This is a genomic window from Caulobacter sp. GW822-FHT07D08, from assembly GCF_058798735.1.
In genome coordinates, this window is record NZ_JBXAKU010000005.1 from 145,586 (window position 1) to 161,479 (window position 15,894).

Here is a 15,894-nt window from a genome sequence, read left to right on the forward strand (position 1 = left end):
AGCCTCGCGGGTCCCTAACTTGGGGCCATGCCTCGCACCCCCGACACCGCGCCTCTTGGGGGCGTTTCCGACGTCTCGACGCCCTTCGTCCTGGATACCCTTGGGGACACCGTCCAGGACGTCGCCGACGCGACCATGCCCATGCTGTGGACCCCGCACCGCCCCGCGCGGCCGGACAAGTCCGAGGGCGGCAAGAAATTCAAGCTCGTTTCCGACTACCAGCCCGCCGGCGACCAGCCGACGGCGATCAAGGAGCTGGTCGAGGGCATCAATAACCGCGAGCAGGACCAGGTGCTGCTGGGCGTCACGGGCTCGGGCAAGACCTTCACCATGGCCCAGGTCATCGCCGCCACCCAGCGCCCGGCGCTGATCCTGGCCCCGAACAAGACCCTGGCCGCCCAGCTCTACAGCGAGATGAAGTCGTTCTTCCCCGAGAACGCGGTCGAGTACTTCGTCAGCTACTACGACTACTACCAGCCGGAGGCCTACGTGCCCCGGACCGACACCTATATCGAGAAGGACAGCTCCATCAACGAGCAGATCGACCGGATGCGCCACTCGGCCACCCGGGCGATCCTGGAGCGCGACGACGTCATCGTCGTGGCCTCGGTCAGCTGCATCTACGGCATCGGCTCGGTCGAGACCTACACGGCCATGACCTTCACCCTGACGGTCGGCGACCGGGTGGACGAGAAGCAGCTGATCGCCGACCTGGTGGCCCAGCAGTACAAGCGCAACGAGATGGCCTTCGAGCGCGGCACCTTCCGCCGCCGCGGCGACACCATCGAGATTTTCCCCGCCCACTACGAGGACCGCGCCTGGCGCGTGACCATGTTCGGCGACGAGGTCGAGTCGATCAGCGAGTTCGACACCCTGACCGGCAAGAAGACCGCCGAGCTGGAGACCATCAAGGTCTACGCCAACAGCCACCACGTCACCCCGCGCCCGACCCTGCGCCAGGCGATCATCGCCATCCGCGCCGAGCTGAAGGAGCGGCTGGCCTGGATGTACGAGAACGGCAAGCTGCTGGAGGCCCAGCGCCTGGAGCAGCGGACCAATTTCGACCTCGAGATGATCGAGACCACCGGCTCGTGCGCCGGCATCGAGAACTACAGCCGCTATCTGTCCGGCCGCCAGCCGGGCGAGCCGCCGCCGACCTTCTTCGAATATATCCCCGACAACGCCCTGCTGTTCACCGACGAGAGCCACCAGACGGTTCCGCAGATCGGCGCCATGTACAAGGGCGACCGCAACCGCAAATGGACCCTGGCCGAGTACGGCTTCCGCCTGCCCTCGGCCCTGGACAACCGCCCCCTCAAGTTCGAGGAGTGGGACGCCATGCGGCCGCAGACGGTGCACGTCAGCGCCACCCCGGCCGGCTGGGAGATCGAGCGGGCCGGCGGCGTCTTCGCCGAGCAGGTGATCCGCCCCACCGGCCTGATCGACCCGCCGGTCGAGGTGCGCCCGGTCTCCAAGGACGGCGCCAGCCAAGTCGACGACGTGGTCGACGAGATCCGCCAGACCATCAAGAAGGGCTACCGCACCCTGGTCACCGTCCTGACCAAGAAGATGGCCGAGGACCTGACCGAATACCTGACCGAACAGGGCATCCGCGTCCGCTACATGCACAGCGACGTCGACACCCTGGAGCGCATCGAGATCATCCGTGAACTGCGGATGGGCAATATCGACGTGCTGGTGGGCATCAACCTGCTGCGCGAGGGTCTGGACATCCCCGAGTGCGGCTTCGTGGCCATTCTCGACGCCGACAAGGAAGGCTTCCTGCGCTCGGAGACCAGCCTGATCCAGACCATCGGCCGCGCCGCGCGCAACGTCGACGGCAAGGTCGTGCTCTATGCCGACCGGATCACCGGCTCGATGGAGCGGGCCATGGCCGAGACCTCGCGCCGCCGCGAGAAGCAGCACGCCTACAATCTCGAGCACGGCATCACGCCCGAGAGCGTCAAGCGCGACATCAAGGACATCCTCAACAGCCCCTACGAGCGCGGCGACCGCGTGCTGGTGCCGATGGGCATGTCCGAGACCGACGACCGCCCGTTCAGCGGCGACAACTTCAAGGCCGCGCTCAAGGACCTGGAGGCCAAGATGCGCGAGGCCGCCGCCAACCTGGAGTTCGAGACCGCCGCCCGCCTGCGCGACGAGATCAAGCGCATGAAACTGATGGACCTGGAATTCGCCAACGAGGTCCTGGCGGCGACGGGGGACGAGGTCGACAAGTCGGCCCCCAAGCGCCTGCGCGCCGAGATCCGCCAGGAGAAGGCGGAGGAGTTCAGGAAGAAGCGGAAGTAGCGGGGATCGGCTCCTCCTCCACGTCGCGGGGGCGGGGGCCAATGCGGCCCACGTCCCCGTTCGACCCGGCGCCGCCTTCCGAGGATAGCCTGGTCAATGACCTGCGCCCCATTGACGCAAGTCGGCGTCTGGGGTCGCGAATTAAGATTTCGTCAAACTGAAAAGCCAAGAGTTCGCGGGCGGACAAAGTGTATTTCGCCCGCCTGTTTGGCGTACTCAAAATTACATAGTCAGACGAACAATAATTTCGCGCTCCTTGGTGCGCGGAGGGGAGACATCTGTGCGCCTGTTGGAGAATACGAAGATCGGCGTGAAAATCGCCTCCATGATGATCGCGCTTGGGCTGATCTGTATGCTCGTCGCCGCCTATGGCGGTGAGCAACTGAGGAAAAGCGATGCAACCTATTCTGTTCTCTCGGACGTGCGTGGTCCCGCCAGGGTAGAGATGGCGCGCGCAAACCGCAGCTTGAACCAGATGGCTTACTTCGCCGCCATGACCGTGTTCTATGACGGCGCCTCGCCTGAAGGACGCAGCGCCAAGGCCAACTACGACAAGGCCTATGCGAAACTCCAGGGTTTTCTGAAGGACGGCGCCGAGGGCCTGCCCGACCAGAGCGACCAGATCAAGGCGCTGTCGGCGAACGCCGAGGGCGTGAAGGCCGCCTTGGACAAGGTCGTTGAATTCGGCTTGCAGAACCGCAACGACGAGGCGGCCCAGGCGATGATCGTTGCAGCCAAGCAAGTCGAGACCTTCGGCGCGGCCAACACCAAGATCGTCGAGGCCAGCATCAAGGACGGCCACGAACAATCCAACGCCTTGAGCGCCAATTCCAGCCGCACGCGCTGGCAGTTGCTGATCATCGCCGCGCTCGGCACGGCCGTGGGCGTGGGCAGCGCGCTCTGGATGACCGGTGTCAGCATCACCCGGCCGCTCGACCACCTGGCCGACAGAATGCGCCGCTTGGCGTCCGGCGATCTCGAGGTCGAGGTCGACGGCCAGGCGCGGGGCGACGAGGTTGGCCTGATGGCCAAGGCCGTCCAGGTTTTCAAGGACAATGGCCTGAAGGCTCGCGATCTGGCCAGCGACGCCGATCGGCTGCGGGCCGAGGCCGAGGGGGAGCGCGGGCGGGCCGAAGCCGAACGTCGCAAGACCGAAGCCGAACAGGCGATGGTGGTCTCCGCGCTCGCCGCCAGTCTGGCGAAGTTGGCCCAAGGCGATCTGACGACCCAGATCGATGCGGAATTCAACGGTCAGTACGCCCAGATCAAGTCCGACTTCAACGACGCCATCGCCAGTCTGCGCGAGGCGATGACCGCGATCTCGGGAACGACCGACGGCATCCGCGGCGGCTCCGACGAGATCGCCGCCGCGTCCGACGATCTGTCGCGGCGGACGGAGCAGCAAGCCGCCAGCCTGGAGGAAACCGCCGCCGCGCTCGACGAGATCACCGCCACGGTCAGGCGCAGCGCCGAGGGGGCCCGCCAGGCTTCCGGCGCCGCCACGGGCGCGAAGGTCGACGCCGAGAAATCGGGGCGGATCATGCAGGAAGCGGTCACGGCCATGACCGAAATCGAGCAGAGCTCGGGCCAGATCACCCAGATCATCGGCGTCATCGACGAGATCGCCTTCCAGACGAATCTCCTGGCCCTGAACGCCGGCGTCGAGGCCGCCCGGGCCGGTGAAGCTGGACGTGGGTTCGCCGTCGTCGCCCAGGAAGTGCGCGCCCTGGCCCAGCGTTCGGCCGAAGCGGCCAAGGAGATCAAGACCCTGATCGCCAACTCCTCGTCTCAGGTCGAGCGTGGGGTGAAACTGGTCAGCGCGACCGGAGAGGCCCTGACCGACATCGTCGGCAAGGTCAGTCAGATCGACCTGCTGATTTCGGAGATCGCCCAGTCCTCCCAGGAACAGGCCACGGGCCTCAACCAGGTCAATGTCGCCGTCAATCAGATGGATCAGGTGACCCAGCAGAACGCGGCCATGGTCGAGCAGGCCACCGCCGCCGCGTCCAACCTCAAGAACGAGGCCAATGAGCTGGGGCGCTTGGTGCTGCGCTTTGAAACCGGCCAGGGCGCGCGCCGCGCCGCGCCAGCCCGCGCCCAACCGGCTCGGCCTGATCGTCAGGCGCCGCCGCGCAATCCCGTGGCCAAGATGCAGGCCAAGATCGCAAGTTTCACGCGGCCGAGCGGAGGCGGCGCGGCGGCCGTGGCTCAGGAATCCTGGGAGGAGTTCTGATCCTGACCGCCAGTCCCTCGGCCTGACCTGAAACGCGGAGCGGCCCAGCGCGGCGACGAAGAAGCGGCCGGTTCAGCCGGAGCCGGCCGCGCTCCAGATCGCGTGAAACGGTGACCGTCGCCAAACTGACACCTCGCTTCGCTACTCCAGCGCTCTGGAAGTTGGCGGTCGTCGCCGGCGGGACGCGGCGCGATGGCTTGGCTACGTGACATAGACAAGTGGTTCGCCGAGGCGGTGCTGCCGTTCGCGCAGACCTACCGCGCCTATGCCCGCAAGCTGACCGGCGACGCCGTCGAGGCCGAGGACCTGGTGCAGGAAGCCTACGCCAAGGTGCTGAGCGTGCCCGACTGGCGGCGCCTGGAGCAACCGGAGCGCTTTGTGCTGACCATCATCCGCAACCTGGCCTTCGAGCGTTTCCGCCGGGCCAAGGTCGTGGGCATTCGCCAGATCGGGGTGTTGGAGATGGAAGCTCTGCCCGACCCCGCGCCGGACGCGCATGCCGTGACCAGCGCCCGCGAGGAGCTGTCGCGCGTCCTCGAGGCGGTCAACCGCCTGCCCGAACAGTGCCGACGCGTGGTCACCTTGCGAAAAATGGAAGGCCTTTCGCCGGGCCAGATAGCGGTTCGGTTGAACTTGTCCATCTCTACGGTTGAGAAGCACCTAGCCAAAGGGCTGATGCTGCTGACCAAGTCCCTGGCGGCGAGCGAAGACCGAAGGATCGGGAGTAAAGCGAGTACATGGCGAAAACGGGCGATCAAGACAGAGACGCGCTGATCGCCCAGGCTTCGGAATGGCTGGCGCGTCTGGACGCCGGCCGCGCGGATCCCGCCGAGTTCGAGGCTTGGCGCGACACCGATCCGCGCCGCGCCGCCGCCTTCGCCGAGGTCGCGGCCGCCTGGAGCAAGCTGGACGCCTTGCGCGACGCCGAGCCCGGCCCTGACCTGATCGGGCGGCCGGCCGTGAGCCGTCGCGCCTGGCTGGGCGGAGGCGTGGCCCTGGCCGCGAGCGTCGTCGGCGCGGCCTATCTGGGACGTGATCAACTGCTGCGCGCCCGAACCCTCACGGGTGTCGGCGAACGGCGGACCCTGGCCCTGCCCGACGGCAGCTCGGTCGAGCTGAACACCGACACCGAGGTCCTGTGGCGGTTCGACCGCAAGCGCCGTCGCCTGTGGCTGGAGCGCGGCGAGGTCGCCTTGACCATCGCCCAGGACGCCCTGCGGCCGTTCGAGCTGTTCACGCGGCAGGGGCTCGCGCAATTGGCCTCGGGCCAGTTCAACGCCCGACTGCGCCCCGTCGGCCTGGACCTGATCGTCCTGGCCGGCCGCGCGGCGATCAAGACGGCCGCTGGCGAGACCCGGGCCGTCGTCGAGAGCGCCACCGACGAGCGCCAGGCGCTGGCGGTGACGACGACCGGCGTCGTCATCGCGCCCGCTCCCGAATCCGAGGTGCAGGCCGTGCAGGCCTGGCGTCGCGGTGAAATCGTCTTCGACGGTCAGCGCCTGGCCGACGCTGTCGAGGAGTACAATCGCTACCTCACCCGCAAGTTGGTCGTAGAAGACCCCAAGGTCGGCGCCATGCGTCTGGGCGGCCGGTTCCTGACGGACAATCCCGAGAACTTCCTGGACGCCTTGCGCACAACGTTCGGCATACGGATTATCGACGATGGATCGTCACGAATTCTTCTAAAATCTCGATAGCGGTTTTTCGCGCCCCCTCCATCTGGCCGAACGAGACGCCGGTTTTCGGCGGACGAAAAGAGGGGCGAATACGATGATCAAGTCTTGGACGCGATTTGGGGCGCCGCGCATCGGCGCATGTCTGCTTCTGGCCACGACGGCGCTGGTCGCGCCGGTCGTCGCCCAGGCCCAGGCGGCCGCGCGGGTGGAGTTCAACATCCCGGCCGGCGACATGGCCCAGGCCCTGACCGCCTTCTCGCGCCAGGCGGGCGTGCAGATCCTGTTCCCCTATGACGTGGCCGCCAAACACCGCGCGGCGGGCCTGCAAGGCGCCTATGGCCGCGAGGACGCGGTCCGCAAGCTGATCGACGGCAGCGACCTGGAGATCGCCTCGGCCACCGCCCAGGTCATCACCCTGCGCCAGCGGGGCGCCGGCCCTTTGGCCGCCGGCCCGGCCGCCGCTGATGTGTCGACGGTCGAGGAGTTGATCGTCACCTCGCGCGCCGGCTCCGACGCCCGCACGCGTCTGGCCACCAGCTACGCCGTCACCACCATGAACGAAGAGACCCTGCGACTGCGCTCGCCGATGGGCGTGGCCGACGCTCTGAAGTCGGTGCCCGGCTTCTGGGTCGAGGCCTCGGGCGGCGAGGCCAGCGCCAACATCCGCGCCCGCGGCATCCCGCAGGAGGGCTTCTCGGCCATCGCCCTGCAGGAAGACGGCGCGCCGGTCCAGCACGACGGCGGCCTGGGCTATCTGAACGCCGACCAGTCGTTCCGCCTGGACGAGACCATCGAGCGCATCGAGGTGGTGCGTGGCGGCCCATCCTCGATCTTCGCCTCCTACGCCCCGGGCGGCACGGTCAACTTCATCACCCGCAAGGGCGAGACGAAGGAGGGCGTCGTCAAGGTCCAGGCCAGCGACTACGGCCTCAAGCGCGTCGACGCCTATTACGGCGGCCCGATCGGCGACTGGCGCGCCAGCGTCGGCGGCTTCTGGCGCGAGGACGACGGCATCCGCGATCCCGGCTTCACGGCCAACAAGGGCTATCAGGTCCGCGCCTCGATCGGCCGCGACTTCCAGCGCGGCAGCTTCGACTTCAACATCAAGCACCTGGACGACAACGTCATCCTGTTCGCCGGCGTGCCGCTGAAGTTCGACTCCAATGGCGAGGCCAGCGCCGCGCCGGGCTTCGATCCGCTGACCGGCACGCTGGCGGGTCCGGAGACCACGAAGCTGACCCTGCGCGGCCCCAAGGGCCCGTTCGACTGGGACCTGTCGCGCGGCACCGAGGTCAAGCTGACCCAGGCCACCGCCGCCCTGAACTACGAGATCGCCGATGGCTGGCGTCTGCAGGAGACCCTGCGCTACCGGACCTCGGAGTCCAAGCGCATCGGCCTCTTCCCCAACACCCCGGTGCTGGGCTCGGCCCGCATCGCCCAGTACAAGGCCGCCCTGCTGGCCGCGACGCCCGGCGCGGTCGACGTGCAGCTGCGCTACGCCACCAATCCCAGCCAAGTGTTCGACACCGCGGGCCAGAACGGCAACGGCCTCGTGGTGGATGGCTCGCTGCGCTACGTCTCCGTGCCGCTGGATGAGCTGATCAACGACACCCGCCTGCTGCACAAGTTCGAGATCGGCGGCCAGACCCATGACGTGGCGGCCGGCTTCTATCACGCCCACGTCGAGGAGGCCTTCAACCGCTATTCGGCCAATGCTCTGCTGGACGTGCGCGAGAACGCGCGCCGCCTGGACCTGGTGGCGGTCGACGGCGCGGGCAAGGTCCTCTCCAGCCTGACCGAGAACGGCATCAGCCGTTACGGCGCCGAGTTCGCCAATGGCGACGGCAAGTCCAACACCACCGCCCTCTACCTGACCGACGAATGGCAGGTGACGCCGAGTCTTCGCATCGACGCCGGCGTGCGCTGGGAGAAGGTCGAGTTCACCGGTCGCAGCGAGCGGACGGCGACCATCAACCTGGGCCTCTCGCCGACTCCGGCCGACGACACCGTGCTGGCCGGCTCGGGCGTCTATGACCGCTTCACGCGCAAGTTCGAGCACAGCGGCTGGACCGTCGGCGCGGACTATCGGATCAGCCCGCGCATGGGCCTCTTCGCCCGTTACACCTCGGCCTTCCGCCTGCCGTCGCTGGGCGACTACATCACCAACGCGTTCAACACCGCGCCGATCGTCCAGACGATGGATCTGTGGGAAGCCGGCTACAAGCTGAGCGCCGGCAAGCTCGATCTCTACGCCACGGTGTTCCACACCGCCTATGACGCCCTGACCTTCGGCAGCCTGGTGTTCAACCCCACCACCGGCGCCTATGTGAACCAGACCAGCATCACCGACACCAAGACCCTGGGCCTGGAGCTGGAAGGGACGTTGCGCCCGGTCTCGTGGTTCGACCTGGGCTTCAGCGCCACGATCCAGAACCCCGAGTTCGGCGACTACAAGTTCGAGGAAGGCTGCGCGGTCTCGGCCTCGGACCCGACCTGCCAGATCAAGCCGCCGGCGGGCTCGGCGACGCGGACTCGCGACTTCACCGGCAATCAGCTGATCCGCGCGCCAAAGACGGCCTTCCGCCTGACGCCCGGCCTCAACCTGATGGACGGCCGCCTGCGGATCGAGAGCACCATCGAGCGCTACGGCGACCGGTTCTCGGACGCGGCCAACACCTCCAAGCTCGCGGCCTACACCCTGGTGGGCGCCACGGTGCGGTTCAACGTCACCGACCAGCTCTCGGCCTATGTCTACGGCACGAACCTGACCAACGAACTGGGCCTGACCGAGGGCAATCCCCGCGCCGGCCAGATCATCAGCAGCGAGGCCGGATCGCTGTACGGCGTCGGCCGGCCGGAGTTCGGCCGGGCCTTCAAGGCGGCGCTTCTCTACAAGTTCTAGGGCGCGCCGCCTGACTTCCTTCCCCTGAACCTTGGGGCGGCCGCAGCTTCGGCCGCCCTTCTTTTTATTGGAGCTTCCGATGATCCGCTGGCTCACTCTGGCCCTTCTGCTGATCGCCGCGCCCGCCTGGGCCCAGTCCGGCGGGCCCGACCTCGTCCTGACCGGTCAGATCACCGGCGCCGACCACCAGACCTACAAGCCGGTGACCTTCGACGTTCCGGCCGGCGTCACGCGCCTGTCGGTCGCGTTCGACTACACCGGTCGAGAGGACAAGACCGTGGTGGACCTTGGGTTGCTGGACCCCATCCGCTTCCGCGGCTGGAGCGGCGGCGCCAAGAAGGCGTTCTTCGTCTCCGCCGAGGCGGCGACGGCCAGCTACCTGCCCGGGCCGCTGCCGGCCGGGAAGTGGACGCTATTGCTGGGCGTGCCCAATGCTCGGCCGAACGCGAAGGCGACCTACGAGGCCCGGATCTGGTTCCAGCGCACGCCCGCGCCGCTTCCCGCCGTCCTGCCCAAGGCCACGACGCCGGGCTGGTATCGCGGCGACCTGCACATGCACACCGCCCATAGCGACGGCGGCTGCGTGACCGGCGACGCCCCGCGCGCGCCCTGCCCCGTCTACCGCACCGTCTTGGCCGCTCAGGCCGCCAGTCTCGACTTCATCGCCATCACCGACCACAACACGACCAGTCAGGCCGAGGCGATGGCCGAGCTCCAGCCGGCGTTTCCCGGCCTGCTGCTGATCCCGGGCCGCGAGGTCACCACCTTCCAGGGTCACGCCAACGTCTTCGGCCCCACGGCCTTCATCGACTTCCGCCTGGGGTCCAAGACCGTGCCGACCCTCCGCGACCTGCAGCGGGCGGTGAAGGCGGCGGGCGGCGTCTTCTCCATCAACCACCCGGCCGCGCCGTCCGGCGAGCAGTGCATGGGCTGCGGCTGGACCGTCAAGGACACCGACTACGACGCCGTCCAGGCGATCGAGGTCGCCAACGGCGGCAACGAAAAGGCCCTGGGCGACTTCGAGGGCGTCCTGTCGGGCGTGCCCTTCTGGGAGGCCCAGCTGAACCAGGGCCGGCGCATCACCGCCGTGGGCGGCAGCGACAACCACGACGCCGGCATCCCGCACGACAAGCCGTCCGCCGTCGGTCGTCCGGCGACGGTCGTCCATGCCGAAGGCCTCTCGACCGAAGCCATTCTCGCCGGCCTGCGCGCCGGCCGGGTGTTCATCGACCTGGACGGGACCCGCGACCGTATGCTCGACCTGACGGCCACGACGGGCGGCCGAAAGGCCGTCATGGGCGAGACGCTGGCGGTTAAGGCCGGCGAGACGGTGACCTTCACCGCCGTCGTCTCCAACCTCGATGTCGCGGGCCTGGAGGTGATCCGTGACGGGGCCAAGGCCGCCGTGAGCATCTCTCCGGCGGGCGAGTTCTCGATCCGCGCGGGACAGGGCGCCAGTTGGGTGCGGGTCAATTCGCGCGACCCGGCGGGGCGATTGCTCGTGATCGGCAACCCCATCTATCTCGCGGTCGGCCCTTGAGGCTAAACGACCTTCCGAGACGTGTGGAGCGTCGGAGCATTCCGGTCAGATCGACACCGGTCCCCATGCCGGACGGCGTTGCGTCCTAACCCACCATCCCCGCCAGCCGCCCGCGGATGATCTCCTCGGCCTCGGCGACGATGCGGTCGACTAGGTCCTTCACGGTCGGGATGTCGTGGATCAGGCCCTGGACCATGCCGGCGCTCCAGATGCCGCCGTCGGTGTCGCCCTTGGCCAGGGCGTCGCGGCCGCGGGTTCCGGCGACCAGGTGGGCGACGTCCTCGAACTTGGCGCCGCCGGCCCGCTCGATCTGCACCACCTCCTGGCTGACGGCGTTGCGCATCACGCGGGCCGTATTGTGCAGGGTGCGGAAGATCAGGTCGGTCTGGCGCTCGTCGTTGGCGACCATCTGCTCCTTGAAGGCCATTGGGATCGGGGCCTCCTGGGTGACGCAGAACCGGGTGCCCATGTTGACGCCGTCGGCGCCCAGCGCCAGGGCCGCCACCAGGCCGCGGGCGTCGGCGATGCCGCCCGAGGCCAGCATCGGGATCTTCACCTTGTCGGCGGCGGCGGCGATCAGGATCAGGCCGGGGATGTCGTCCTCGCCCGGGTGGCCGGCGCACTCGAAGCCGTCGATCGAGATGGCGTCGACGCCCATCCGCTCGGCGCTGAGGGCGTGGCGGACGGCGGTGCACTTGTGGATGACCTTGACCCCGTGGGCTTTCAAGTCGTCCACGTGCTCCTGAGGCTTATAACCCGCGGTCTCGACGATCTTGATCCCGCTCTCGATGATCGCGGCCCGATACTCGGCATAGGGCGGCGGGGTCATGGCCGGCAGGATGGTCAGATTGACGCCGAACGGCTTGTCGGTGAGGTCGCGGGTGCGGGCGATCTCCTTGGCCAGCGCTTCCGGCGTCGGCTGGGTCAGGGCGGTGAGAAAGCCCAGCGCCCCGGCGTTGGCGACGGCGCTGACCAGCTCGGCCTTGCCGACCCACTGCATGCCGCCCTGGGCGATCGGGTGCTCGACGCCGAACAGCGCGGTGAAACGGGTCTTGATGGCCATGGTTGGGTCGCTCCCTCTGGTTTCGGGAGACTATGCCGGAGTGACGCTAGGGGCAGGCAAGCGCCTTCAGCGCCGCCCGATCCGCGCCAGCTCGTCGGCCCGGTCGCGGGTGCGGTCCGTCATGCATTCCTCGCCGTCCAGCTTGCCCTGCTGGCCGTATTTCGTCTCGTCATAGTAGGGCATGCACTCGGCGTCGCGGTCCTTGATCCAGGCGCGCTGCTCGTTGCGCAAAGCCAGCCTCTGGGCGGGCTTCAACCGGGCCATCAGCGCCTGGTAGACGCGGTTGAGCCGGGCGTCCTCGGCGATGCGCGGGCCGGAGAAGCACTGCATCAGTTCCATGTTCGACCCGCCCAGCCGGTCGCAGCGTTCGCGGGTGGTTTCGCCGTGCGCCTGGGAGGCGGCGGGCGCGGCCAGCAGCAGGACGGCGGCGATGGCGAGGACGCGGATCATCGGGGCAAGCTCCACCAGAGAGCGCCACCGTAGAGCATTTTCCGACGAAGTGGATACCGGTTCGTCGTCAGAAAATGCGTTAAAACAAGAGCCTAGAGCATTTCGCCGATCCAATTGGAACAGCGATCCGCAAACCTTTCCGGCGGACGTCAAATCCGCCGGTTAAGTCTCCTACTGCAGCCCCGCGCGGCCGATGGCGTAGAAGCGGTCGGCGCGTTGCTTGCGCAGCTGCTCGGCGCTCATGTGGGCCATGGCCTTCAGTTCTTCCTCGACCGCGTCGCCGACGGCCTGGATGGCGACGTCGCCGTTCGAGTGGGCGCCGCCGGCGGGCTCCTCGACGATGCGATCGACGATGCCCAGCTTGATCAGGTCCTGGGCGGTGATGCGCATCTGGGTGGCCGCGTCCTTGGCCCGGGCGCCGTCGCGCCACAGGATCGAGGCCGCGCCTTCCGGCGAGATCACCGAATAGATCGAGTGCTCCAGGATCAGCACGCGGTTGGCGCCGGCCAGGGCGATGGCCCCGCCCGAGCCGCCCTCGCCGACGATGGTGGCGACCATCGGCGTGCCGAGCGTGAGGCAGCGTTCGGTGGAGCGGGCGATGGCCTCGGCCTGGCCGCGCTCCTCGGCCCCCAGGCCCGGATAGGCGCCGGCGGTGTCGACGAAGGTGATGACCGGCAGGCTGAAGCGCTCGGCCATGTCCATCAGGCGGACGGCCTTGCGATAGCCTTCGGGGCGGGCCATGCCGAAATTGTGCTTCAGGCGCGTCGTCGTATCGTGGCCCTTCTCGTGGCCCATGACCACGACCGGCTGGCCGCGGAACCGACCCAGGCCTCCGACGATCGCCTGGTCGTCGGCGAACTTGCGGTCGCCGCGCAGCTCGACGAATTCGTCGATCAGGCCCGCGACATAATCGCGCAGGTGCGGCCGCTGGGGATGCCGGGCGACCATGGTCTTCTGCCAGGCGTCCAGATTGGCGTAGGCCTCCTTGCGGAGCTCCTGGGCGCGGTCGCGCAGGGCTTGGATCTCGAGGTCGAACGCCCCCGGTCCAGCGGTCTCGGAGAGCTTGCTCAGCTCCTCGATCTTGCTTTCCAGATCAGCGATTGGGCGTTCGAAATCGAGATAATGGGCGGCCATGGACTCTTGAACGTCGCCGTTGATGAAAGGGTGCGAACCTAGTGGCGGAATCCCCCGAGGGAAAGGGGCCAGATTCAGGCCGGGAACCGCCGCGAATCCGACGTGTTTTATCCACAGGCTGAATGGTGCGGTTCACAGGTGAGTCTCGAATCGAGACTCTCTCCCCTGGTGAATCGCGACATAGAGTCCTATGTTCTTTTGTAGCAGGTCGCGGAAGTCGATCTGCGCCCCGCGGCCCCCGCCATCGAACGTGCGCGGCCCCGCCTGTAGAGAGTGCATAGCGCCCATGCAGGTGTTCACCTTTTTCTGTGTTGAAGCCGACGGCTCGGTGCCGCGCTTCGACGTCACGCCCTGCGCCGACGACTCGGCCGCGCGCGCGAGAGCTTTCGAACTTCTCGACATGCACCACCGCTGTGACTTCGTGGAGGTCTGGCGCGGATCGCAGCGTGTGTTCGACGTCAGCCCGCTGCGGGCGGTCGCGGCCTGAGGGTCCATCCTCGTCCTTCGACAGGCTCAGGATGAGGATTACTCTCGACGCGTCCGTAGAAACCTCATCCTGAGCCTGTCGAAGGACGAAGTTGAGGGCCAAGAATTCCGACCGCGATGAATAATTGCATCGCGACGTGAGCGGCTATAGCGTCAACTTCCGGATGGGGCCCGACCGCGCTCCGCTTGCCGGAAGGCCGCCTCATGGACGTCGCCGTCTCTTCGCGTTTTGGCCTCTCCGCGCCGCTTATTCCCCCCGCCCCGAAGATCCACGCCAAGCCGCTGGGCGTCACCCCGCTGGGCCAGCTGCGCGTGGCCTGGGAGATGGGCCGCAGCCTGATCGGGGCCTATTGCGAGGAGGACTATGAGACCCTCGCGGTCCCCTACGCCTTCATGGGCCAGCCGGGCCTGTTCCTGAACGACCCCGCCGGCGTCCGCCACGTGCTGACCTCTCCGAAATACGCCCGACCGGTCAAGGCCGCCCGCTCGCTGAAGCCCCTGGTCGGCGAGGGCGTGCTGATGTCCGAGGGCGAGACCTGGCGGCGGCAGCGCAAGAGCCTGGCGCCCGTCTTCACCCCCGCCGCGATCAGCGGCCTGTTGCCCCACTTCGTCGCCGCCGGCGCCGGGCTGGCCGAAGCCCTCGAAGGCAGAGACCGCGCCAATCTGGCCCAGGACTTCCACCGCGCCACCCTGGACGCGGTGCTGCGGGCCCTGTTCTCGCGCCGCGCCGACACGGAAGGCGCGGTGCTGGCCGACCTGGCCCGCCGCTACATGGAGGGGCCGGCGCACTTCAACCTGATGGACTTCGTCGCCAAGGGCGCCGACGACCTGCTGTTCATGGACGGCGAGCGACGACGGCTCGGCAAGCGCTGGTTCACGGCGGTCGACGCCCTGATCGAGGAGCGACGGGCCAAGCCGCATCCGGAAGTCCGCGACCTGCTCGACCGCCTGCTGGCCGCGCGGAACGAGGATGGCTCGCCCCTGCCCGACCAGGAAATCCGCGACCAGTGCAGCTCGATGCTGGCCGCCGGTTTCGAGACCACCTCGCGGCTGCTGTTCTGGGCGACCTATCTGCTGGCGCTGGACCCGGCGACGCAGGATCGCGTCCGCGCCGAAGTGCTGGCCTTCCCGGCCGAGCGGGTGGCCAGCCTGGACGACCTCAAGGCCTGGCCGCTGCTGCGCTCGGTGCTGTTCGAGACCCTGCGACTCTATCCGACCGCGCCGCTGATCGCTCGCCAGGCCCTGGAGGCCGACGTGGTCTCGGGCTGCGACGTCGTTCCCGGCTGCATGGTCACCATCAGCCCGTGGGTCATCCACCGGCACCGCAAGCTGTGGGACGCCCCGACCGCCTTCAAGCCCGAACGGTTCATCGACCAGCCTCACCCTTGGGGCCTGGAGGCCTTCCTGCCGTTCGGGGCCGGGCCGCGCGTCTGCATCGGCGCGGGCTTCGCCCTGGCCGAGGCGCAGATCGTGCTGGCCAGCCTGCTGGCGCGCTTCAAGGTCTCGATGGCCAGCGACCGGCCGGTCTTGCCGCGCGCCTCGATCACCCTGGGGCCGAACCATGCGCCGGATTTCCGTCTGGAGCCGATCGTACAAGCCCGGCCTTGATCGGCGGGACATGAAGCGCCAGCTTCCGACCACCGCTCTGCAAGGATTCACGTCATGACCGAAGTCGCCCAGACCCGTCCGTTCGCCACCGCCACGGACACCGGCACAGGGGTCCTGCAGACCTTCGTCACCGCCGGCCCCTCGACCATCGTCGCCGACGTCTCAGTGGCCCAGGGCGGGCTCGATCTGGGTCCTGACCCGCACGAGTTGGTCGCCGCGGGCCTGGCGGCCTGCACCACCATGACCCTGCGCCTCTACGCCAACCGCAAGAATTGGGACGTCAGCGGCCTGCACGTCGAAGTCTTCTCGCACTACGACGCCGACAAGACCCCGCCCGAGCGCTTCGAGCGGGTCATCAGCCTCGACGGCAACCTCAACGAGGAACAGCGCGAGCGCCTGTTCGAGATCGCCGACCGCTGCCCGATCCACAAGCTGCTGACGGCGGGAGCGAGGATCGTGACGACGGTGGCGGAGCAGGACTGATTGCTTCTC

Annotated in this window: 12 protein-coding genes; 9 read left to right on the forward strand and 3 right to left on the reverse strand. The window is 68.0% G+C overall.

Translation table 11 applies throughout. From position 1 onward, the window contains the following. Positions 1-27 precede the first annotated feature (27 nt). From uvrB to AC1RJ9_RS11660, 6 genes are all read left to right on the forward strand, one after another. Positions 28-2,310: an excinuclease ABC subunit UvrB gene (gene uvrB / locus AC1RJ9_RS11635; RefSeq protein WP_492837046.1), complete on the forward strand. Its 2,283-nt coding sequence runs from the start codon at positions 28-30 to the stop codon at positions 2,308-2,310. 475 nt (positions 2,311-2,785) lie between these two features. Further along, positions 2,786-4,543: a methyl-accepting chemotaxis protein gene (locus AC1RJ9_RS11640; protein WP_492837233.1), complete on the forward strand. Its 1,758-nt coding sequence runs from the start codon at positions 2,786-2,788 to the stop codon at positions 4,541-4,543. 192 nt (positions 4,544-4,735) lie between these two features. Continuing rightward, positions 4,736-5,317: an RNA polymerase sigma factor gene (locus AC1RJ9_RS11645; protein ID WP_492837047.1), complete on the forward strand. Its 582-nt coding sequence runs from the start codon at positions 4,736-4,738 to the stop codon at positions 5,315-5,317. After that, positions 5,281-6,240, forward strand: a complete 960-nt coding sequence (locus tag AC1RJ9_RS11650; RefSeq protein ID WP_492837048.1) for a FecR family protein — start codon at positions 5,281-5,283, stop codon at positions 6,238-6,240. The genes AC1RJ9_RS11645 and AC1RJ9_RS11650 overlap by 37 nt, the downstream gene beginning before the upstream one ends. A gap of 73 nt (positions 6,241-6,313) precedes the next feature. Next, complete coding sequence (locus AC1RJ9_RS11655; RefSeq protein ID WP_492837049.1) at positions 6,314-9,121, forward strand: TonB-dependent receptor; 2,808 nt, start codon at positions 6,314-6,316, stop codon at positions 9,119-9,121. Positions 9,122-9,200: 79 nt separating this feature from the next. Beyond that, the gene (locus AC1RJ9_RS11660) at positions 9,201-10,661 is read left to right on the forward strand and encodes a CehA/McbA family metallohydrolase (protein ID WP_492837050.1); all 1,461 of its coding nucleotides are present in this window, start codon (positions 9,201-9,203) and stop codon (positions 10,659-10,661) included. 85 nt (positions 10,662-10,746) lie between these two features. Here the strand turns inward: AC1RJ9_RS11660 and AC1RJ9_RS11665 are convergent, their stop codons facing one another. From AC1RJ9_RS11665 to AC1RJ9_RS11675, 3 genes are all read right to left on the reverse strand, one after another. Continuing rightward, a complete protein-coding gene (locus AC1RJ9_RS11665; RefSeq protein ID WP_492837051.1) occupies positions 10,747-11,724 on the reverse strand; it encodes an NAD(P)H-dependent flavin oxidoreductase in 978 nt (325 codons plus the stop codon). A 66-nt stretch (positions 11,725-11,790) separates the two neighbouring features. After that, positions 11,791-12,174, reverse strand: coding sequence for a lysozyme inhibitor LprI family protein (locus tag AC1RJ9_RS11670; RefSeq protein ID WP_492837052.1), 384 nt, complete (start codon positions 12,172-12,174; stop codon positions 11,791-11,793). Positions 12,175-12,345: 171 nt separating this feature from the next. Further along, on the reverse strand, positions 12,346-13,308 hold the full coding sequence (locus tag AC1RJ9_RS11675; RefSeq protein ID WP_492837053.1) for an acetyl-CoA carboxylase carboxyltransferase subunit alpha: 963 nt from the start codon (positions 13,306-13,308) through the stop codon (positions 12,346-12,348). A gap of 286 nt (positions 13,309-13,594) precedes the next feature. Here AC1RJ9_RS11675 and AC1RJ9_RS11680 point away from each other — a divergent pair, with 286 nt between their 5' ends. From AC1RJ9_RS11680 to AC1RJ9_RS11690, 3 genes are all read left to right on the forward strand, one after another. After that, positions 13,595-13,795 (forward strand): hypothetical protein, encoded by a 201-nt coding sequence (locus tag AC1RJ9_RS11680; protein WP_492837054.1) that lies wholly within the window; start codon positions 13,595-13,597, stop codon positions 13,793-13,795. Between the two features lie 203 nt (positions 13,796-13,998). Then, entirely contained in the window at positions 13,999-15,402 is a 1,404-nt protein-coding gene (locus AC1RJ9_RS11685) for a cytochrome P450 (protein WP_492837055.1), read from the forward strand. Positions 15,403-15,456: 54 nt separating this feature from the next. Beyond that, entirely contained in the window at positions 15,457-15,885 is a 429-nt protein-coding gene (locus tag AC1RJ9_RS11690; protein ID WP_492837056.1) for an OsmC family protein, read from the forward strand. The last annotated feature ends 9 nt before the right edge of the window (positions 15,886-15,894 follow it).

Bases quoted from the DNA above. Each gene is read 5' to 3' on its own strand.
- AC1RJ9_RS11675 (WP_492837053.1), bottom strand. From the start codon at position 13,308: ATGGCCGCCCATTATCTCGATTTCGAACGCCCAATCGCTGATCTGGAA.
- AC1RJ9_RS11690 (WP_492837056.1), top strand. From the start codon at position 15,457: ATGACCGAAGTCGCCCAGACCCGTCCGTTCGCCACCGCCACGGACACC.
- AC1RJ9_RS11650 (WP_492837048.1), top strand. From the start codon at position 5,281: ATGGCGAAAACGGGCGATCAAGACAGAGACGCGCTGATCGCCCAGGCT.
- uvrB (WP_492837046.1), top strand. From the start codon at position 28: ATGCCTCGCACCCCCGACACCGCGCCTCTTGGGGGCGTTTCCGACGTC.
- AC1RJ9_RS11645 (WP_492837047.1), top strand. From the start codon at position 4,736: ATGGCTTGGCTACGTGACATAGACAAGTGGTTCGCCGAGGCGGTGCTG.
- AC1RJ9_RS11665 (WP_492837051.1), bottom strand. From the start codon at position 11,724: ATGGCCATCAAGACCCGTTTCACCGCGCTGTTCGGCGTCGAGCACCCG.
- AC1RJ9_RS11670 (WP_492837052.1), bottom strand. From the start codon at position 12,174: ATGATCCGCGTCCTCGCCATCGCCGCCGTCCTGCTGCTGGCCGCGCCC.
- AC1RJ9_RS11655 (WP_492837049.1), top strand. From the start codon at position 6,314: ATGATCAAGTCTTGGACGCGATTTGGGGCGCCGCGCATCGGCGCATGT.
- AC1RJ9_RS11660 (WP_492837050.1), top strand. From the start codon at position 9,201: ATGATCCGCTGGCTCACTCTGGCCCTTCTGCTGATCGCCGCGCCCGCC.
- AC1RJ9_RS11640 (WP_492837233.1), top strand. From the start codon at position 2,786: ATGGCTTACTTCGCCGCCATGACCGTGTTCTATGACGGCGCCTCGCCT.
- AC1RJ9_RS11680 (WP_492837054.1), top strand. From the start codon at position 13,595: ATGCAGGTGTTCACCTTTTTCTGTGTTGAAGCCGACGGCTCGGTGCCG.
- AC1RJ9_RS11685 (WP_492837055.1), top strand. From the start codon at position 13,999: ATGGACGTCGCCGTCTCTTCGCGTTTTGGCCTCTCCGCGCCGCTTATT.